The 19990-nt window shown below is 63.0% G+C and carries 20 protein-coding genes; 6 read left to right on the plus strand and 14 right to left on the minus strand.

All coding sequences use genetic code 11. The features are described 5' to 3' along the window. The first annotated feature begins 171 nt into the window (after positions 1-171). Positions 172-2334: a LysM peptidoglycan-binding domain-containing protein gene (locus tag GTA51_RS04915; RefSeq protein WP_160959183.1), complete on the plus strand. Its 2163-nt coding sequence runs from the start codon at positions 172-174 to the stop codon at positions 2332-2334. Positions 2335-2550: 216 nt separating this feature from the next. Here GTA51_RS04915 and GTA51_RS04920 read toward each other — a convergent pair whose 3' ends face one another. From GTA51_RS04920 to GTA51_RS04955, 8 genes are all read right to left on the minus strand, one after another. Further along, positions 2551-3048, minus strand: a complete 498-nt coding sequence (locus GTA51_RS04920; protein WP_160959184.1) for a DUF1499 domain-containing protein — start codon at positions 3046-3048, stop codon at positions 2551-2553. Further along, a complete protein-coding gene (aroE, locus tag GTA51_RS04925) occupies positions 3045-3890 on the minus strand; it encodes a shikimate dehydrogenase (protein ID WP_160959186.1) in 846 nt (281 codons plus the stop codon). The genes GTA51_RS04920 and aroE overlap by 4 nt, the downstream gene beginning before the upstream one ends. A 287-nt stretch (positions 3891-4177) precedes the next feature. Next, positions 4178-4729, minus strand: coding sequence for a 2-oxoacid:acceptor oxidoreductase family protein (locus GTA51_RS04930; protein WP_160959187.1), 552 nt, complete (start codon positions 4727-4729; stop codon positions 4178-4180). Continuing rightward, entirely contained in the window at positions 4726-5484 is a 759-nt protein-coding gene (locus tag GTA51_RS04935) for a thiamine pyrophosphate-dependent enzyme (RefSeq protein WP_160959189.1), read from the minus strand. Before GTA51_RS04935 ends, GTA51_RS04930 begins: the two co-directional genes overlap by 4 nt. A gap of 1 nt (position 5485) precedes the next feature. Next, complete coding sequence (locus GTA51_RS04940; protein ID WP_160959191.1) at positions 5486-6547, minus strand: 3-methyl-2-oxobutanoate dehydrogenase subunit VorB; 1062 nt, start codon at positions 6545-6547, stop codon at positions 5486-5488. Next, a complete protein-coding gene (locus GTA51_RS04945) occupies positions 6547-6786 on the minus strand; it encodes a 4Fe-4S binding protein (RefSeq protein ID WP_160959193.1) in 240 nt (79 codons plus the stop codon). Before GTA51_RS04945 ends, GTA51_RS04940 begins: the two co-directional genes overlap by 1 nt. A 94-nt stretch (positions 6787-6880) precedes the next feature. Beyond that, positions 6881-7993 carry a tRNA preQ1(34) S-adenosylmethionine ribosyltransferase-isomerase QueA gene (gene queA, locus GTA51_RS04950; protein WP_160959194.1) on the minus strand — a complete coding sequence of 371 codons (1113 nt, stop codon included), beginning with the start codon at positions 7991-7993 and terminating at the stop codon, positions 6881-6883. A 99-nt stretch (positions 7994-8092) separates the two neighbouring features. After that, a complete protein-coding gene (locus tag GTA51_RS04955) occupies positions 8093-9025 on the minus strand; it encodes a DHH family phosphoesterase (protein ID WP_160959196.1) in 933 nt (310 codons plus the stop codon). Between the two features lie 165 nt (positions 9026-9190). On the opposite strand from GTA51_RS04955, the gene GTA51_RS04960 reads away from it, so the two are divergent. Continuing rightward, on the plus strand, positions 9191-10402 hold the full coding sequence (locus tag GTA51_RS04960) for a hypothetical protein (protein WP_160959198.1): 1212 nt from the start codon (positions 9191-9193) through the stop codon (positions 10400-10402). A gap of 157 nt (positions 10403-10559) precedes the next feature. On the opposite strand, the gene GTA51_RS04965 is transcribed toward GTA51_RS04960, so the two are convergent. Beyond that, positions 10560-11270 carry a methyltransferase domain-containing protein gene (locus tag GTA51_RS04965; protein WP_246197981.1) on the minus strand — a complete coding sequence of 237 codons (711 nt, stop codon included), beginning with the start codon at positions 11268-11270 and terminating at the stop codon, positions 10560-10562. A gap of 188 nt (positions 11271-11458) precedes the next feature. On the opposite strand from GTA51_RS04965, the gene GTA51_RS04970 reads away from it, so the two are divergent. Together GTA51_RS04970 and GTA51_RS04975 are read left to right on the plus strand one after the other, a co-directional pair. Then, positions 11459-12916 carry an MBOAT family O-acyltransferase gene (locus GTA51_RS04970; RefSeq protein WP_160959201.1) on the plus strand — a complete coding sequence of 486 codons (1458 nt, stop codon included), beginning with the start codon at positions 11459-11461 and terminating at the stop codon, positions 12914-12916. Positions 12917-12924: 8 nt separating this feature from the next. Then, positions 12925-14100, plus strand: a complete 1176-nt coding sequence (locus tag GTA51_RS04975; RefSeq protein WP_160959203.1) for an alginate O-acetyltransferase AlgX-related protein — start codon at positions 12925-12927, stop codon at positions 14098-14100. 30 nt (positions 14101-14130) lie between these two features. On the opposite strand, the gene corA is transcribed toward GTA51_RS04975, so the two are convergent. The 4 genes from corA to GTA51_RS04995 form a co-directional block, all read right to left on the minus strand. Further along, on the minus strand, positions 14131-15222 hold the full coding sequence (gene corA / locus GTA51_RS04980) for a magnesium/cobalt transporter CorA (RefSeq protein ID WP_160959204.1): 1092 nt from the start codon (positions 15220-15222) through the stop codon (positions 14131-14133). 28 nt (positions 15223-15250) lie between these two features. Next, a complete protein-coding gene (gene cmk, locus GTA51_RS04985; protein WP_160959206.1) occupies positions 15251-15919 on the minus strand; it encodes a (d)CMP kinase in 669 nt (222 codons plus the stop codon). Then, positions 15909-17018: a histidinol-phosphate transaminase gene (hisC, locus tag GTA51_RS04990; RefSeq protein WP_160959207.1), complete on the minus strand. Its 1110-nt coding sequence runs from the start codon at positions 17016-17018 to the stop codon at positions 15909-15911. The genes cmk and hisC overlap by 11 nt, the downstream gene beginning before the upstream one ends. Positions 17019-17143: 125 nt before the next feature. Next, positions 17144-17593, minus strand: coding sequence for a universal stress protein (locus tag GTA51_RS04995; RefSeq protein WP_160959209.1), 450 nt, complete (start codon positions 17591-17593; stop codon positions 17144-17146). Between the two features lie 282 nt (positions 17594-17875). Here GTA51_RS04995 and GTA51_RS05000 point away from each other — a divergent pair, with 282 nt between their 5' ends. Both GTA51_RS05000 and GTA51_RS05005 read left to right on the plus strand, forming a co-directional pair. Beyond that, the gene (locus tag GTA51_RS05000; RefSeq protein WP_160959211.1) at positions 17876-18364 is read left to right on the plus strand and encodes a hypothetical protein; all 489 of its coding nucleotides are present in this window, start codon (positions 17876-17878) and stop codon (positions 18362-18364) included. 209 nt (positions 18365-18573) lie between these two features. Further along, complete coding sequence (locus GTA51_RS05005; protein ID WP_160959212.1) at positions 18574-19047, plus strand: chemotaxis protein CheW; 474 nt, start codon at positions 18574-18576, stop codon at positions 19045-19047. A 27-nt stretch (positions 19048-19074) separates the two neighbouring features. On the opposite strand, the gene GTA51_RS05010 is transcribed toward GTA51_RS05005, so the two are convergent. Then, positions 19075-19683 (minus strand): tetratricopeptide repeat protein, encoded by a 609-nt coding sequence (locus GTA51_RS05010; protein WP_160959214.1) that lies wholly within the window; start codon positions 19681-19683, stop codon positions 19075-19077. Between the last annotated feature and the right edge of the window lie 307 nt (positions 19684-19990).

Consider the following 19990-nt stretch of genomic DNA (forward strand, 5'->3'; position numbering starts at 1 on the left):
TTAAAATGACCCAAACCAGCCAGGACCACAAGCTTTTTTCCTTGCGTTTTCGTCAAGATTCGACTAAACAGTATGGAATTATTAATAGATTAAGTCTATTAAGACACTTTCGACAGACTTCAGGGACGGCGAAACCGCCCCCCGGTCTTTTTTCCTTTTGGAGTAAGGTGCATGGGCCGATCTCTCCTCTACGTCCTTCTTCCCGCCTTCCTGCTGCTGGCCGGGTGTTCCGGCAAGCAATACGACAAATCCAACGCTGACATGAAAGCCAACCTGGAGCCGGAACTCTGGAATACCTCACAGATTCTTGACAATCTCCAGCGCGGCCGGCCGCTGACCGAACAGGAGAAAAAGGCGCTCGCCTCGCGCGGTGCCATCCAGTTCGATCTCGATGTCAAAGAAAATGAAGAAGTGCAGGTGTTTCTCCAGTACTTCTCCATCGACAAACGCGGCTCCATGGACACCTGGCTGCGCCGGGCCGAACCCCATCTGCCCTATGTGCGGGCCGTGCTGGCCAGCTACAACCTGCCGCCGGACCTGATCGCCCTGCCGTTTATCGAATCCGGCTACAACACCATGGCCTATTCGCCCGTGGGCGCGGGCGGCATGTGGCAGTTTATGCCCTACACCGGCCGCCGCTTTGGCCTCACCGTTGACTGGTGGGTGGACGAACGCCGCGATCCCTACAAATCCACCGTGGCCGCCGCCAAATACTTAACCAAGCTCTACCAGATGTTTGGCGACTGGAATCTGGCCCTGGCCGCCTACAACGCCGGCGAAGGCAAGATATCCCGGGTCATGGCCGCCAGCGGCCAGTGCGACTTCTTCGACATCGCCAAAGACCCCAAGCTGCTCAAGGAAGAAACCCGCCACTACGTGCCAAAATTCCTGGCTGTGCTCAAAATCTTTCAGAATCTCGACTCCCTGGGCTTTAAAAAGGTCAACTGGCAGGCCGGCCCCAATCTCAAGGAAGTACCGGCCCCGGGCGGCACCGATCTGGCCGCCCTGGCCCAGGCCTGCTCCATGCCCTGGGAGCAGTTTCGCGAATACAACCCGGGTTTTCGCCGGCAGGTCAGCCCGCCGGACATGACCGTCAACGTCTACGTGCCCGTGGCCAAGGAACAGGTCGCCCTGGCCTTTCTTAAAAATCCCGAGAACTCCCAGCCGACCGGGGGGCAAGTCTACACTGCCCAGGCCGGGGAAACCTGGTGGAATATCGCGCGCAAATCCGGCATGCCCGTGGCTGAATTGCGCCAGTTAAACGCCGGGTTGCCCGAAACCCTGCCGCCCGGACAGGCCGTTCGCATCGCGCTGAGCGCCTCGGGTGCCGACAACGCGAATCTGGCCGAAGGCCCCGATGCCTGCGTCCCCAAACCCCTGGCCGCTTCCGGCAAACCCCAGCGCCACCACGTCAGCAAGGGCGACACCGTCCCCGGCATTGCCCGCAAATACGGCGTGTCCACCCAGGATCTGCTGGCCGCCAACAAGATGAAACGCGCCGGCCGCCTGACCCTTGGCTCCTGGCTCAACATCCCCGGTTCCCAACCGGCCGCACCAGCCCAACCGACTCTCGCCGCAAAGCCCAACGCCGTCCCCGTCCCGGGCGAGGCCGGCAAGACACACACCGTGGCCAGGGGCGAATCTGTCGGCTCCATCGCCGCCAAGTACGACGTGACGACACAGGAACTCATGGCCGCCAACGGCCTGCGCTCGCCCAAGGAACTGCTCGCCGGCAAACGGCTGGCCATTCCGGGCAAACCCGGCCAGAAAACGCCCGAAAGGGCCGCCCCGGAACCGGTCCAGATCGCCTCGGCCGGCTCCTACGTCGTGAAGCCCGGTGACACGGCCCACGCCATCGCCCGCACCCAGGGGGTCGATCCCAAACAGCTCGCCGCCGCCAACCCCGGCCGCCTGGACAAGTTGCGCCCCGGCGACCGGCTCACCCTGCCGGCCTCGGCCAAAGCCCCGGCCCAGGTCGCAGCCGCCCCGGCCAACCGCGAGCCGGCCAAAAACGATACCCCGGCCAAACCCATCGCCGCGCCCCAGTCGCCGGCCGCCAAGACCGTTGCCCAGGCACCGATAGTCCCGGCCGCCAAGGCGTTTGCCCAGGCCTCCAGCCAGCCGGCCCCGGCCGCCAAACAGCCCGCCGCACCCCAGGCCCAGGCGAGCAAAGCCGCTGGCAAGTCCGTCAATTACAAGGTCGGACCCGGTGATACGTTGTGGGGCATCGCCAAAAAATTCAACGTCGATCCGTCGTCGCTCATGGCCTGGAACAACATCAAAAGCAGCAACGCCCTGCAAACCGGCTCCCAGTTGACCATCCATAGTCAATAAAAGAGAAGAGTAGATAAGATAAGAGAAGACGAAGATGCCTCCGGCGGCCAAAGGGGTGGCCCCTTTGGAAACCCTCCTGGAAGGCAAGGGGTTAAAGGGGAACGGCATTGTCCCAGCCCCAGTAACCCCCTAAAAAACTTCTCCAAGTGCAGGGGTCCGGGGGGATCATCCCGGCCGCCGGAGGCATCCGTCTGGAAGGCAACGAGGCGACTTCTGCTACAGCCCGGCTTCCTTAAAAATCTCGGTCAAACGACGACGGTTCATGCCCAGATCGCTGCGCCCCACCCGGGAGGCCGAGCGGGCATGGAGCAGGCCGGCGGCCGGATCGTAGAGAAATTCCATGTCGTCAATGAAGCCAAAGCGGGACGAACGGGCCGTGGCCTGGATGTAACGCTCGGTGACCGCCACAACGGCATAGCCGCCCTGGCGCAACACCGCTTCCAGGGCCGGGATGGGATTTGCCACGCAGGGGCGCGGGGCGATGTAGTGGAGCACGTCGCGTTTCGGGGCCGTGCTCGACACCCAGTTGGGCTTGCTATCACCCGTGCGCAGCGGTCCCCCTGTCGGCGACACCGAGGCCGGCATTTTGCGGCTCACCATGCCAAGCCAAATGAATAAAACCACGCCGACCACCACCGCCACCAGCAGCACAACCGCCGCAACCTGCCCCACTGACTCGAAAAACCGCACCAGGGCGCGAAGCGTATCCATCATGTGATGTCGTCCTCTGTCTCCCCGGGGGAGTCGTTGCCGTACAGGGCTTCCATGATAAGCGGCCGCAATTCATCATCCGGCAGCGTCAGCCCGGTCCACAGCCGAAACTGCTCCACCGCCTGATACAGAAACATCTCGATGCCCGGCACCACGCAGGCCCCGGCCGCAACGCCGTCCAGGACCAGCCGGGTGTCGTGGGGATTATAGACCAGATCGTAGACCACGGTCCCGGTCGTCAGAGCCTCGGCCGGAAACGGCGAGACACCCTCGAACCGCCCGGCCATGCCTATGGGCGTGGCATTGGCCAGCAAATCGGCTCCGTAGCCGCCCCGGTCGTCCCAGGGCACGGCGGCCACACCAAATTCCGTGGCCAAAGCTTGACCCTTGTCCAGGCTTCGCCCGGTCACCCCGACCTCGGCCACGCCCAGGCGCACCAGCCCGGCAACAACAGCCCGGGCCGCGCCGCCGGCCCCAAGCACCAGAGCCTTTTTCGGGGCAATACCGCGCACCAGCAGTGGCCGGCTAAACCCTTCGACATCCGTATTATCGGCCCAAAGCCGGCCATCACGCCAATAGAGCGTGTTGACCGCCCCAACCGAGCGCCCCAGGTCCGTAATCTCGTCCACGTAGGCCATGACCGCCGTCTTGTGCGGTATGGTAACGCTTAAGCCCTCAATGGGCGTCTCCCGAAACCGGGCCATAAAGGCCGGCAAATCCTCGGGCAACGTCGGCCAGGGCCGGTATCTGGCGTCCAGGTCAAAACGCGAAAACCCCCAGTTGTGCACCAGGGGGCTTAACGTATGGCCCAACGGATGGCCAATAATCCCAAATTGCCGTTGCATGGCGAGCACGTCCTTGGGGGGGAGTGAGAGGCGAAGACGTGGGGGAGGGAACCCCTTTTTGGGAAAAAGGGGTTCCCTCCCCCACACCCCCTCCTTCCCCAAAAACTTTTAAAGGGGGGATGGGCAATACCGACTGTCTCGCCAAGGCGGACAATCACCGAAACAACGACCGCAAAACCAAACAGATGGCTTACCCCTCAACTTTTTCCTGGCAAGGGGGTCCGGGGGGGATTATCCCCCCCGGCCGCCGGAGGCATCTTACTGTATTCTCTTCCCTTCTCTTCTTTCTACGCCTTGCCCACTGCCGCAGCGCCGGCGCGCAGGGCTTCGGCGTTTTTGGGGATGAGGTGGCTGTAGTGCTTGGCGATGACGTGGCCGAGGCTGTCTTCGACGGCCGAGAGCGGCAGCACGCCGGTGGCCTCGACGTAGGCACCAAGGGCCACCATGTTGGCCATGCGGGTGTTGCCGAGCGAATCGGCGATTTCGTTGGCGGCCACGGGCACGAGGCGCACGCGCGAAGCGTCGGCCAGGGCCGGGTCCACCAGCGAGGAGTTGACGACCAGCACGCCGCCGTCGATGAGTTGCGGCTGGAACTTGTCCAGGGACGGGCGGTTCATGATGATAAGGCTTTTGGGGCTGCGGATGATGGGCGAGCCGATGGCGTCGTCGGAGACGACGACGGTGCAGTTGGCGGTGCCGCCGCGCATTTCCGGCCCGTAGACCGGGATATAGGTGACGTTAAGCCCATGTTCCATGCCGGCGTAGGCCAGCAGGTTGCCGATGAGCATGACGCCCTGGCCGCCGAAACCGGCGATGATAACGTCCTGGTAGAGGCTCACGACTCGTCCTCCTTGGCTGCGTCCTTAAAGACGCCGAGCGGGAATTCGGGAATCATTTCCTTGCCGATGCGTTCGTTGGACGCAACAGACGAGAGCTTCCAGTTGGTGGGGCAGGTGGCCAGGATCTCGACGAAACCGAAGCCTTCATCGTTTATCTGGGTTGCAAAGGCCCGGCGGATGGCCCGTTTGGTCTGGGCCATGTTTTTCATAGTATTGACGGCCGTGCGGGCGCAGTAGGCCACGCCGCCGAGTGTGGCGATGATTTCGGCCATGTGCATGGGACCGCCTTCGCGTTCCAGGCAGCGCCCGCCGGGGCAGGTGGTGGTCTTTTGGCCGATCATGGTGGTGGGGGCCATCTGGCCGCCGGTCATGCCGTAGACGGTGTTGTTCACGAAGATGACCGAGATGCGTTCGCCCCGATTGGCGGCGTGCATGATTTCGGCCAGGCCAATGGAGGCCAGATCGCCGTCGCCCTGGTAGGCAAAGACAAAGGCGTCCTTGCGGGCGCGTTTGACGCCGGTGGCCACGGCCGGGGCGCGGCCGTGGGGGGCCTCGACGGTATCAACGAGAATGTAGTTGTAGAGAAACACCGAGCAGCCAATGGCGCTCACAGCAATGGTTTTCTCCACCACGCCGAACTCTTCCAGGCATTCGGCCACGATGCGATGCACCACGCCGTGCTGGCAGCCGGGGCAGTAGTGGGTGGGCACGTCGGCCAGCACGTCCGGCCGTTTAAAAACGAGTTGTTCCTGCATGTCAGGCCCCCTTCACGGCGGCGCGGATGGGCGCGTCGAAGTCTTCGGGTGTGGGCATGTTGCCGGGGAGAAAGCCGAAGAAGTCCGAATCGGTCAGGCCGCGCACGGCCAGACGCACATCATCGACCATCTGGCCGAGGTTGTGCTCGATGGTGAGAAACCGCTTGCCCTGCCCGGCCAGGGCGCGCAGCTCGGCCTCGGGGAAGGGAAAGAGCGTAATGGGGCGGAAAAGCCCGACCTTAAAGCCCTGGGCCCGCAGCGAGCGCACCGTGGACTTGGCGATACGGCCGATGGAGCCAAAGGCCACCACGATCAGTTCGGCGTCAGCGGTTTCGAAGGCTTCGTAGCGCACTTCGGCCTGCATGGACCGGTATTTTTGCTGCAGATGCAGATTCTGGCCGGCCAGGGCGCCGTCGTCGAGAAAAAGCGATTTGAGGATGCGCGGAGCGCGCTCGCCGCGACCGGTCAGTTTCCAGTCGGCCCCGGCTTCGGGGTCAAGGGGCAGGGCCGGGCGCGGGGTCACCGGCTCTTTCATCTGGCCGACGATGGCGTCGCCAAGAAGGAGGACGGGGTTGCGGTATTTAAAAGCCAGATCAAAGGCTTCAAAAGTCAGATCGTAGCATTCCTGGCAGGAGGCCGGGGCCAGGACCAGGGTGCGGTAATCGCCGTGGCCGCCGCCCTTGACGGACTGGTAGTAGTCGCCCTGGGAGGAACCGATATCGCCAAGGCCCGGGCCGCCCCGGTTCATGTTGACGATAACGCCCGGCAATTCCGAGCCGGCCATGTAGGAAATGGCTTCCTGCATGAGCGACACACCGGGGCTGGACGAGGTGGTCATGGCCCGCACGCCGCAGGCGGCAGCGCCGAGCAGCATATTGGCCGAGGCCACTTCGGATTCGGCCTGGACAAATTCGCCGCCAGCGGCGGGCATGGCCGAGGACAGCATTTCCGGGATGTCGTTTTGGGGGGTTATGGGATAGCCGAAGTAGCAACGGCAGCCGGCGTCCAGAGCGCCTTGGGCAATGGCTTCATTGCCCTTTATAAAGATGCGTTTGGCCGACATCACTCATTCTCCTTGGCTTTGCTTTTGGCCGTGCGCCAGACCGTGATGGCCACATCCGGGCACATCTGGGCGCAGGAGGCGCAGCCCGTGCATTTGTCCATGTCGGTTTCGGGCAGTTCGGCCACTTTGTAGCCTTTGGCGTTAAACCGCGTTGAAGCCACGACAATGGACTTGGGGCAGGCCTCGACGCAAAGCAGGCAGCCCTTGCAGCGCTGCTCGTCGATGACAATCCGCGACATCTGTTTCTCCTTGGGGGCAGGGGATCGGCGCGACTCCTCCCATGGAGCGCGGCCCAGGCCCAAATAGGCAAGGCGGTGGGGAGACGCCGGCCGGTTACAGCACCAACATGGCGTCGCCGTAAGAAAAAAAGCGGTAGCCGGAAGCGATGGCCTGTCCGTAGGCCGACAGGATTTGCTCACGCCCGGCCAGGGCGGCCAGCATAATCACCAGCGATGATCCAGGCAAATGGAAATTCGTGACCATGCCGTCAACCACGGCGAACTGGTGGCCGGGCCGGATAAAGATATCGGTTTGCCCGGCAAAGGGGGCAAACGCGCCGGTTTCGCGCACAACCCCTTCCAGGGTGCGCGCGGCGGTGGTGCCAACGGCTATGACCGGCCGGCCATCACGCTTGGCCTGGGCCACGGCAGCGGCCGTTTCCGGGGAAATTTCGATCCATTCCCGGTGCATGGCGTGGTCGCGCAGGTCAGGCACGCGCACCGGGGAAAACGTGCCCACGCCCACATGGCAGGTGACGGTGGCAAAGCCAAAGCCGCGCGCGGTCAACGTGTCCAGCAGTTCGACGGTAAAATGCAGGCCGGCGGTGGGGGCGGCGGCGCTGCCGAGCTTGTCATCCCGGGCATAGATGGTCTGGTAGGTGGTGCGGTCGCTAGCGTCATCGGGCCGGCGGATATACGGCGGCAGGGGCACGTGCCCGATGCGGCTGAGGATTTCCGGCAGGCTGCCGCGCCAGGACAGGGTCACTTCGGTGTGGCCATAGGCTCCCCGGGAAACGGTGGTGATGGCCAGATCAGGGGCAAATTCGAAGCGATCCCCGGGCCGGGGCGGCCGGGAGACGCGCAACAGTCCGGCAGCCGGGGCCGATGTCCAGCCCGTGGCCGGATCAGTTGCGGCGGTCAGCAGGGCGACGGGGGTTAAGAGCAGAAATTCGACTGCGCCGCCGGTGGGGCGCTGGCCCAGCAGGCGCACCGGGGCCACCTTGGTGTCGTTGGCGATAAGGAGCGCGCCCGGGGGCAGGAGATCGGGCAGCTCGGAAAAAACGGCATGGCCGGTGGTCCCGGCCGCCCGGTTGACCACCATCAGGCGACAGGCGTCGCGCACCGCGCAGGGGCGCTCGGCGATCAGGCCGTCAGGCAGATCGAAATGGTAGGAAGCGAGCAGATCGTCACCAAAAGCTGGGGACGGGGGGGAAAGCGGCTCGGACAAGGCGGATTCCTGGGGAGAGACGGTTACGGGATCAGGGGAAACCGCGGCGCAGCGGAACGCGTTCCGCTGCGCCGCGAGAAACGTCAGGCGTGCGCGCGCTCAGGCGTTGGCGGCCGGGGGGGCGTCGCCATTAAGCACGGCCACCACATCGGCAATAATCTGCTCGGCCTGCTCCTGCGGCACCTGACAGGTGCCGACGTTTCGATGGCCGCCGCCGCCGTAGGACAGCATGAGCCGGCCGATGTCGGTGGGGTTGGAGCGGTCGAAGATCGATTTGCCCACGGTCAGCACCACATTCTGCTTGGCCTTGCCCCAAATGACCTGGACGCTGACGTTGGCTTCGGGGAAAAGGGCGTAGGCCGAAAAGCGGTTGCCGGTAAAAATTTCTTCCTGCTCGCGCAGATCAATGAGCAGCACCTTATCCACCAGCTTGGAGCGCTCCCAAAGCATGGCCGTAAACTGCTCTTCCTGCTCGAAATAGCGTTTGACCCGCTCGGCCACGTCAGGATCGGCCAGGATGTCTTCCACTGACGCGGTGCGGCACAGTTCGACCAGTTGCATCATGAGCTGGTAGTTGCTGATGCGGTAATCGCGGTAGCGGCCAAGGCCGGTGCGCGGGTCCATGAGAAAGCTTACCAAAATCCAGCCCTGGGGCGCGTCCACTTCCTCGGCGCGCAGATCGCCGCTGTCGCAGCGGTCCACATAGGCCAGCATCTCGTCAAAGCGTTTGGGGAACCGGGCATGGCCGCCGTAATATTCCCAGATGACCCGGGCGCAGCTCGGCAGAGGCTTGGAAACGCCGGTAAATTCAAAATCGCCCAGGCGGTCGGCCTCGCTGGTGTGGTGGTCGAACCACAGCCCGCAACCCGGCGCATACGGCACGTTGGCCAGAATATCGTTCGGGCCGCATTCCACTTTGCCATCCTGGACGTCTTTGGGATGCACAAAGACCCATTCGTCCATGACGCCGGCTTCCTTGAGCAACACCGCGCAAATCAGCCCGTCGAAATCCGATCGCGTCAAAAGCCGCATGTCCCCAACCTCCTTGGCTGCCGCGTCCGCGTTGGCGCACGTTTGCCCTGTTTAGCCCAAGCACCGCGCCGAAGCAACCGCCCCCAAAACGGCGCGCCGCCGGGCGAAACGATATTTCCTTTGCCAGCCGGGACGTTTTGCGGTGAAATACCCTGAGGTAAACGTATGCACCAGCCCCCGCCCCACGCCCAACGCCTGACCAGCCTCGATGACCTGACCAGACTCATGGCCCAGGTCGCAGTCCTTCGCCGCACCGCTGTCGCCGCCCTGCTGGCCGGCCGGCCCCTGCCGACGGAGGTGACGGCGCACTTGGCCCACTCCCTGGAGGAATTGCGGAAAGCCGCCGGCCGCGACCATATCGCCGAACTGACCCGGGGCGACGATGTCTCCCTGCGGCTTGATCTGGCCGAGGAAATCCGCCAGCTCGAAAACGACGGCGTCTACCTGGAAGACGGCCGGGAAGCCCTGGTCAAACGCCTGGGAAAACACCGCTCCGGCCTTCGCGACGCCATCCGCCGCGGCCTTAAAACCATTGCCGGCGAAACCGTCAAGGCCCTGGTGTGCGACTGCGACGCCTTGTTTCGCGCCCCGGACCAACGCGTGCGCACCGCTGTCCAGCCGGCCTGGAACGCCGTGGCCGCCTGTCGCTTCGCCATGGCCCGCAGCCGCAAACCGCTCTTGTGGTCCGAAGCGCCGCTGACCGGTCCCGGCATCGTTGACCGGGCCGTCGTGCCGCCTCAGACCTTTGCCTATGCCGGCTCCCTGGGCCGCCAGTGGCAGGACGCCGAGGGCAATCAGGGGCAGGCCCCGCTCTCGCCGGAAAAAACCGCCCTGCTCGACGCCATAAACGAACGCCTGGCGTCGCTCATGGCCGATCCGGCCTGGCTGGCTTTTACCTATGTCGGCGCGGGCCTGCAATTTCGACGCGGTGAAACCAGCATCACCCGCCAGGACCACGCCAATTCCATTGACGAGGACGCCTCCCTGGCGCTTTTGGAGCACGTCCACGACGTCATCGACGCCGTGGACCCCGAACGCCAGCATTTCCGGGTCGATGACGACGGCCACGACATCACCGTCACCCCCACCGCCGCCAAACGCGATCTGTGGAACGACTTCTCCCCGGCCGAGGGCCTGCGCCACCTTGATGCGGCCTTGGGCCTCAACCTCGCCCACGGACCGCACCTCGTCTGCTGCGCCGGTCCCCAGGGCGTGGCCCTGCTGGCGGCCATGGCCGAATGGAGCACCGATCTGCGGGCCATCCTCGTCACCGACCGCGACGATCTCGCAACGCGCGCCACAGCAATTTGCCCGCGTACCACCGTGGTGCGCCACCCCGACACCGTGGCCGCCATCTTGTCGGCGGCAGCACCCTAAGCGGAAAGCGAAAAAAATCAGGCAGGCGACGCAAGCCCCTCAGAAAACGGTCCGGCCGGAGTCTGGGCGATGCCACGTCCTTTTTCGTAAGCGGGGTCGGCGCTTAAATTCGCCGCGCGTGGCGTCGGGTCTGGGCAATGCCCCTGTTCCGTCGCCGTTAGCGGGAGGCGTGGCGGGTAAACAGCAACGCGGCCTTGTGGCAGCGCTGATCGACGCTTGCGGCAAAGCGCCCGTCGGTCAAATAACGCAATGACCAGTCCGGCCCCAGGGCGTGGGCCAGGGCATCAGCCAGGTAAAACGCGTCGCCGCGCACGAAGCCGGGGTAGTGGGCCTGCAGCAGGTCGGGCGAAGCCGGCAGATCGCTGAGCTGATAGATGGGACGCAGGGTAAAAAAGAGTTCGTGGGCACCCCAGTGTTTGGCGGCGGTGGCGACAAGCCCGATGCGGCCTTTGGTGATGATCCGGCGGCCGATGAAATCGATGAGCAGGGCCATGTCGCAGGGCGATGGCGGGGCTTGGCGCAAAAAGTCGCAGGCAGTGAAGGTGACGTCGGTGAGACGATGCAGCGTAGCGAGTTGGCCGGCGATGTGAATAATCTCCGGGTCGCTGTCCAGGCCAAGGACGCGGGTGGCCCCGCACCGCCGGGCCAGGAACGTAAAGTAGCCCAGATTGCAGCCAAGATCGGCCACAGTTTTCCCGGCCACGTCGAGGTTGCCGAGATAGCCTTCGAGATCCCTGAGGTCGCAGCCGTCGCCCGGGGCCAGCAGGCTGCCGTCCGGGGCCGGGACAGGCCGCCAGATGCGCTCGGGGCCAAGGGCGGCAAGGAGTGTGCGGATGTGGGACAGGGGCGGCGGCAAAGGTGAATCCATAAGCATGTGCCTGGATAACGGACAACAGGGAGTCTGCCAAGGGCACCGGGATGGGGAGTTGTCAAAGCCGGCCGCCTTGAGTAAGAGCGATCACCCGCGTGCCAAACAGCTTTGGCGAGCCTGTCAAGGCTGCCCCGTTGGCGTGGGCTTTCGTTTCGCGTCGGCCAACCCCCTACCCCAGAAGCACCATGGTATTTAGCTCCGCATCTTTTTTATTCTATTTCCTGCCCATCGTGCTGGCGCTCTATTTTGCCAGCGTGCGATTCGTGCATTTGCGCAACTGGATTCTCCTGGCTGCCAGTCTGTTTTTTTACACCTGGGGCGAAGGCGAATACGTTGTTGTCATGTTGCTTTCCATCCTTGCCAACTATCTGTTCGGCATATGGGTTTACAAGTCACATGAACGCAACAACGCCAAAATGCAAATGGCGGTCGCCATCACGTTTAATTTGCTGTTGCTTGTTATTTTCAAGTACACAAATTTTCTCGTCGCCAATGCCAATCTTCTGCTCCAGGCCGGCGGCCTGCCCACCATGACCATCGGGCAGGTGCATCTGCCTATCGGCATATCCTTTTTCACCTTCCACTGCATATCCTATCTGATGGATATCTACCGCCGACAGACGCCGCCCCAGATGTCGTTGCCCAATACGGCCCTGTATATTTCGCTTTTCCCCCAGTTGGTGGCCGGTCCCATCATCCGCTATAAAGACATCGCCGCCCAGATCACCCATCGCAGCGTTGATGTGGAACGTTTTTCCAAGGGCATTAACCGCTTCATCATTGGCCTTGGCAAGAAAGTGCTCATCGCCAACGTGGTGGGCCTGCCGGCAGACAAAATTTTCGCCATCCCGGCCGAGCATCTGACCACGCCGGTGGCCTGGCTCGGCATCCTGTGCTATACGCTTCAAATCTATTTCGATTTTTCCGGCTACTCGGACATGGCCATTGGCCTGGGCCACATGTTCGGGTTCAAGTTCATGGAAAACTTCAATTACCCCTATATTTCCAGATCCATCCAGGAATTCTGGCGGCGCTGGCACATTTCGCTGTCCACCTGGTTTCGCGACTACCTCTATATTCCTTTGGGCGGCAACCGGGGCGGCCAGGCGCGGATGTACCGCAATCTGGTGGCGATCTTTTTTCTGTGCGGCCTGTGGCACGGGGCCAGTTGGAACTTTGTCATCTGGGGCCTGTTCCACGGCTTTTTTTCGGTGCTGGAACGCTTTCCCCTGGGCAAGCGCCTGACCCAGGGCTCGCGGCTGGTGGCCCATACCTACACCATGCTGGTGGTGATGGTGGCCTGGGTGTTTTTCCGGGCCGACACCCTGCCAACGGCCCTGGCCTATATTCAGGCCATGGCCGGTTTTGCCAAAGGCTCCGGGGTGGAATGGCACATGGGACTGTTTCTCAACCCCAAGGTGTTTATCGCGCTCGTCCTGGGCCTGATCGGGGTCACGCCCATCGTGCCCTGGCTTTCCGCCTGGCGCGAGCGGGTGCTGCGAACCTGGCGGGTGGGGCCGCTGTTGGTGGACGACGGGCTGGAATGTGCGGTGAGCCTTGTCATCATGCCGGCAATGTTTGTCCTGTGCGCCATGTCCTTAGCCAGTGGCACGCATAACCCTTTTATCTACTTCCAGTTTTAGGATCGGGCATGGCACTGCCCCAGATATTTTGCCGTCGGGCCATCCATTGGGCGGCCGTGGCCGTTTTTTGTGTCTGTATCGGCCTTCCTGCAGCAGACAATCTGTTGCATTTCGCGCCCCAGGTCGATCTCATGGAGAACGCCCCGACGCCCTTGCCAGATTTTTCCATATCCGAGGTGTTTCGGACGTTTAATGTCCTGCAACGCGGCTTTCTGGACAAGACCTATGGGTTTCGCAAGCAGCTTGTGCGCTGGCAGAACATGCTGGATATATACGTCCTGCACTCCTCGACCCAGTATCAAAGCGTTGTCGCCGGCCAGGGCCAATGGTTGTTTTTGGCTCAGGAAAACCCCGAACTTAACGTGGTGGAGGATTACCGGGGGAGCCGGCTTTTTACGCCCGAGGATCTGGCCTGGTGGGTGAACGTCTACCGGGAGCGACAGGACCGGCTGGCAGCCCAGGGCATCCGCTATTTGATCGTGCTGGCACCCAACAAGGAAACGATCTATCCGGAATTCCTGCCGCCGCAGTATAACCGGGTCAGCCCCATCAACCGCACCGACCAGTTGGTCCATGCCCTGGAGACGGCCGGGGTGGCCGTTCTGGATTTGCGGCCGGCCCTTTTTGCGGCCAAGCAAGGGGGGCTGCTCTACTACCGCACCGACACCCACTGGACGACGTCCGGGGCGTTTGTCGGCTATAGTGAAATCATGCACCGTCTGGCCCGGATGCCGTGGGATTTTGCGCCGACCATCCGGGGGGATTACGACATCCAGATCACGCCGGGACTCGCGGGTGGCTTGTCCAGCATGCTGGCCTTGGCGGATTTGTTTCCCGAGGATCGGGTGACGTTTGCGCCCCACACGCCGCGCCAGGCCGTGGAAGTCGACAACCCCCTGGCCCCCAAGTCCTTGTTCCAGCCAACGGTGACCACCGAAATCAACGATCCCAGCCTGCCCACGGCCGTTGTGTTTCGCGATTCCTTTGCCCACGAACTCATGCCCTTTCTGTCCGAGCATTTCAAACAGGCCGTCTACCTGTGGCCCTACCCGTCCAACCCGCGCGAGAGCCGCGTCTTTGACTGGGCCACGGTGGAAGCCACCAAACCCGATCTGGTCATAGACGAATTCGTGGAGCGCTATTTCACCGAGTTCCCGCCCAAACACCGGCCGGCCACCCCCTGACCCGCGCCCCCTGCCGGCGCAGGCGCGGTTTTACTCTCCTTGCTCAGGCCCCGAAGGCAGCCAGTGCCTGCGGTTAAAATACAGCGCCATGCCGATGACCATGACGCCCATGAGCCCCAACAGGCCATAAATGCCCCATTCTTCCTGCTTAAAAGGCAAATTGTCGAAATTCATGCCGAAAAAGCCGACCAGGAAGTTGAGCGGCAAAAAGATGGTGGCCACCAGCGTCAGATACTGGCCCACGGCGTTCATGCGCAGTTCCGCCTTGGTCATGGACAGGCCCACCATCTCCGATAGCATTTCACGCAACGTCTCCACCGCATCAAGCACCTGATAGACATCCTGCTGGATGTCGTTCCACAAAACCGCAGCCGCCGGGTCTGAGGCAATGGACTCGTCCTTGACAAAGCGTCCCAGCACCTCGCGCAAGGGCCACAAGGAGCGGTGCAGGAAGAGCACCTCGCGCTTGAGCCGGTAAATCTCGGTCAGAAGCTGGTCGCCACCGTTGGACAGCAGCGCTTGTTCCAGGCCCTCGATCTCCTCGGCCAACTGCCCCAGCGTCAGGATGTAGTCATCGAGAATGGCGGAAAGAAGGGCGTGGGTCAGCTGCGGCTGGCCGCGCCGGGCGGATTTGTTGCCACCCTTTTCCAGACGCAGGGCCACGTCGTCCCACAGGTTGGTTTCGCGCTCCTGAAAGGTCAGGACAAAGCCGTCCCCGGCCGCCAACCCCACCTGCTCGGCCAGCACCCGTTTTTCCTTGGCATCAAAGGCCAAAAGGCGCAGCAGGATAAAGATATGCTCGTCGTAATCCTCAATGACCGGCCGATGGCCGGTGTCGAGCACGTCGTCCAAGAGCAGGCTGTGCAGTCCAAAGCGCTTGCCCACCGTGCGCACCAGCCCGACGTCGTGGACCCCCACCACGCGCACCCAGGCCACGCACCCCGCCGGCAGGACCGGCTCGCCCTCGGCCAGGGCGTCGTAGCGCTGAATGGTCACGCCGTTGCCATTGAGCGAATAGACCACGATATGGGGCGTAAAGCCCGACCGGGACGGAAAAGGCGAGGCGGCTTCGGCCGAAAGCCCTTTGGCCCGGCGGGAGCGTTTCTTGAAACGGTCGAGCATGGAGCGGACTCCTTGGCAGTGGGACGGTTTACGTGCCGACGGCCGCAACGATGCGGGCCACCACGGCGTCTTCGGTCATGGCCGAGGTGTCGATGACCAGGGCGTCCGGGGCGGCGCACAGGGGCGCAACCAGCCGGTTGCGGTCATCATGGTCGCGGCTGCGGATGGCGGCCAAAATGGTTTCGTAGTCTTGGGGCCGGCCCAGGGCGGCAAGCTGGCGCACCCGGCGGGCGGCCCGCACTTCGGGCGAGGCGTCGAGAAAGAACTTGTGGGCGGCCTCGGGGAAAACCGCCGTGCCCATGTCGCGGCCTTCGGCCAGCAGATCGGTTTCCCGGCCAAGGGCCTGCTGGGCCAGCTTGAGCCGGCGGCGCACCACCGGCAGGGCGGCCAGTTTCGAGGCCCTGGCCCCCACTTCCTCGGTGCGGGCGGCGTCGGGCAGCGCTTCGCCGTTGAGAAGCAACCGGGTGTCGCTGCCGCAGCCCGAAAGCGAAAAGACAATGTCGGCCAGGGCCGCGTCAATAGCGGCCTCAGGCAGCAGATGCCCCTGCGGCCCCAGGCGCAAAGCCAGCCCCCGGAACATGGCCCCGGTGTCGAGGTAGGCCAGGGCCAGTTCGCCGGCAACCCGGCGCGAGACAGACGTCTTGCCTGCCCCGGCCGGTCCGTCCAGGGTGATGATGCGGCGCGCCTTAGTTGGCATGGTCGAGGATATCCTTAAACGCTGCCAGAAAGGCCTCGTTTTCCTCGTCGTTGCCGATACTCACGCGCAGCAGGTCGGGCAGGCCGTAGCTTTTAAGCGCCCGCACGATGATGCCGCGCCGAAGCAGCCCCTCAAACACCTCGGCGGCCGGATACGGCGGCTTAAACATCAAAAAGTTGGCCTGGGACGGATACACCCGGCAGCCAAACCCGGCCAGCGCCTCGGCCAGCCGAGTGCGCCCCCGGCGCACGGTTACAAGGCTTGCCCCGATAAAATCCGCGTCTTCCAGCGCCGCCAGCCCGGCGGCCTCGGCCAGCAGGTTGACGCTAAAAGGCAGCCGCACGCGCAGCAGATAATCCGCCAGCCAGGCCGGCATGACGCCAAAGCCCAGGCGCAGCCCGGCCAGCCCGTAGAGCTTGGAAAAGGTGCGCAGCACAACGACGTTGCCGCACTCCCCAAAGCGGGCCAGCATGGAATAGCGCTCGGCCGGCTCGGCAAATTCGGCATAGGCCTCGTCCACCACCAAGAGCGCCTTTTGGGGCAACGACCGGGCCAGGGCGAGGATCTCTTCGGCCGGCACGGCATGGCCGGAGGGATTGTCCGGGTTGGTCAGAAACACCAGCGAGGTGTGCTCGTCGCAGGCCCCGGCCAGGGCCGGCAGGTCGAAGGTGAAATCCGGCCCAAGCGTCGGCTGGCGCAAGGCAACCCCGCACAGGCGCGTCTGCTGGACATAGATGGAAAAACACGGGGCAAAGGCCACCACGTTGTCCACGCCCGGCCGGCAGGTGACGCGCACCAGCAGGTCAATGATCTCGTCTGAGCCGTTGCCGGCCACCACGCAGTCTTGCGGCACATTGTGATAGGCGGCCAGGGCGGCGGTCAGGGCGGGATTGCCGGCCCGGGGATAGCGAAAGACCATGTCGGCCTTGCGTCCCAGCACCCGCTTGACCAGGGGCGAAGCTCCCAGCGGGTTTTCATTGCTGGCCAGCTTGATCACGCGGGTCAGGTTGTACTTTTCCTTGATCTCTTCCATGGAGAGGCCGGGAGCGTAGGGCGTAAATTCACGCACATCGTCCCGGACCCGGTCGCTCGGCTGCATCGGCGTACTCCAAAGTGGGTTTGCCCTGCCGCGCCACCACAACGGGAGCAACGGGGGGCGTTGTCCTCATTGTGGCGCGGGCGCGGCAGGCAGGGTCTGTGGCTGGCTGCATGGGCAGCAGACGGCTACGCGGCCTCGTGGGGCTTGATCGTCAACACCGGACAGACGGCGGCCTTGACCACCTTTTCGGCCACGGAGCCAAAAATAATGCGGTCAATGCCGGTGCGGCCATGGGTGCCCATGACGATCATGTCGACTTGCTGTTCCTCGGCGGCGGCCAGGATCTCCTCGGCCGGATAGCCGGCCAGGACCAGGCCCTTGGCCGGCAAGCCCGGGAAATGAGCGGCCACGAAATCGTCCATGGTCGTGCCGGCCGAGGTCACGACGTCGCCGACAAAGGTGTCCAGCGCCGCCTGGGGCACGTTAAAGCCTACATATTCCGCCAGGGACGGAGCGATGTAGACGCACAGGATTTCGGCTTTGGTGGCGGCGGCCAGGGTGGCGGCATATTCGGCCACCTGGGGAGAACTTTCCGAGAAATCCACTGCACACAGAATTTTTTTTACGCTCAGCATGCTGCGCTCCTTTTTTCCGGGCGTGGGCACTTCCCGCGCTCAAGTTTCCGCCGGGCCGGCCGAAAAGGGGACAACGGCCCGGTTAGGCCAGGATGCCAAAGTGAATGGCAATAGACAAGGCGTTTCCGGTGTCATATGGAGTGGGGGCAGGCCAGAGCCTAAGAGGCAAAATTTTCCGCCTGCCAAATTTAATTTATCCTTAAATTGCATGATGTTGACATATAATAGGCCAGTGGCAAGCTTTTTGCTTGTAACTTGCAAACGTCAACAGGGGGCAAGGCGATGAAGATCCAGACCGACCAACTGACCGCCCTGCGGCAGACCACGGAACAGTCCAAGGGGACACAGGACAGTTCGGATGCCTTTGCCGCCCTTTTGGCCCAGCAAACCGGTACCGCCAGCGTCGCCCCGTCTTCGGGCCTGACCGTGCCGCCGCTTTCAAGCCTTTCCGGCATCGATCTCTCCAGTCTCCAGGGCATCGACTCGACCGAGGCCTCGGAGGAAATCAACGAACAAGAGCGCGCCGTTATGGAAAACGTGGACACCTTGCTGACCAAGTGGGAGAGCTACGCCGACAAATTGGCCACCGGCTCCGGGAGCGATTCCCTCAAGCAGGCCTACGGCATCCTTGATCACATCGAAAGCGGCGTGAAGCAGCTCAAGGAAGATCTGCCCGCCGGCACCAGCTCCGGTCTCGGTTCCCTGGTCAATGAACTGGAAGTCATGACCGTTACCGAAAAGTTCAAGTTCAACCGGGGTGATTACATCTAGCCCGGTTGCGGCATCCGAACGTTCCCGTCAGGTCGTAGAGACTGTTCCCAGGCCGCCTGCGTCGTCCCCGCGCAGGCGGCCTTTTTCGTTGTCCCGGGGGGCGGCGTACGCCCTTGGCGGCGAAGGCCTCGCCTTCGGCCGCGACTTGGCGTACGGAAGGGAAGGCGTAACTTTTCCTTGGCCTGACCTATCCCTATATGGAGGCGCGTATGGACGACGAACCGGGAATCAAGCAAGAGAACGAACTGCTGCAACTTGTCACGTTTGCCATATCCGAGGAAGAATTCGGCATCGAGATTTTGCGGGTGCAGGAAATCATCCGCATCATGCCCATCACCAAGGTTCCCAACTCGCCGCCGGCTGTGGAGGGCGTGATCAATCTGCGCGGCCGGGTCATTCCGGTGATTGATCTGCGCAAACGTTTCGGCATGCCGGAGCGGGATTACGACAATCAGACCCGGATCATCGTCATTGAGATCCACGGCATGATCATCGGGTTCGTGGTTGACGGCGTTTCCGAGGTGCTGCGGATCAAAGCCGATACGGTGGAGGCCCCGCCGGCAGTCGTGGCCGGGGTGGAGTCCGAATACATCAAAGGGGTCGGCAAGCTCGATGATCGCCTGCTGATCCTGCTTGATCTGGACAAGCTGTTTTCCCGCGAAGAAATGCGCCAGGGCCGCTAGACCGCGCCCTGCCTCCTTCCCCTCCCGCTACGGCTTGCCGCCCCCTTGGCCGACTTTGGCGCAGGCGGCAACGGCGGCGCGGTATTCTTTGAAGGCGTCGCCATAGGTCGGGTCTTTGGCCATGGCTTTGCGGTAATTTTCCAGGGCGGGCGGACAGTTTCCGGCCTGCATGGCCAGATTGCCCAGGTAGTAATAGGTTTGGGGGTTGGCTGAGCCAAGCGCCGCCGCCCGGGTCAAGGCGTCTTTGGCTGCGGGAAAATTTTGCTGGCCGTAGCGCAGGATGCCCAGGGCTTCCTGGGGCCTGGGATTGCCGGGATCGAGGCTGGCAGCCCGGGAGAGGGCCGTTTCGGCCCGTTCGGGCTGTCCCTGGCGGGCACTGCACAGCCCCAGCAGCAAAAAAGCTTCGGCACTATCGGGCATTTGGCCCACAAGGGCAGCCAGGGCCGGCACCGCCTCGGCACAATTGCCGGCGGCAACGGTTTGCTTAAGGCTTTGCAGCCGCTCGGCCGGGCTTGGCGGCGGCGGACTGCTCGGCGGCGGCAGTTGCTTTTGGCAACCGGCCAGAAGCAGGAGCAGCAGCAGAACGGCTGGCAGGATTCTGGGTCGCGACTGGAACAAGGTGGACAATGGGGACATGACGCGCCTCCCGTATCAAACGAACCCGCTGGGCGAACCCGCTGGGGTGAACCCGCTCCCGCGCGGCCATCTGAAACATTCGCTGAAACACCCGAAAAATAAAGGATTAATCCCGACTCAAAAGGCTGTCAATCCCCTTTGCGCGGCCGTTGCGCCGCCTCGGCCGGAGAAACTTGACGGCCATACCCGACCAACGTAGAGGGTAATAGTCTTAGGAAGGCATCGTCCCTTTTTTCGCATTGGAGTGGCTGTGCGTCGTTTTTCCGAGTCGTTTCCAGACATTGCCATCCCCCGTGTACGTCTGACG

Source organism: Solidesulfovibrio aerotolerans (genome assembly GCF_009856865.1).
Classification (GTDB): Bacteria; Desulfobacterota; Desulfovibrionia; order Desulfovibrionales; family Desulfovibrionaceae; genus Solidesulfovibrio; species Solidesulfovibrio aerotolerans.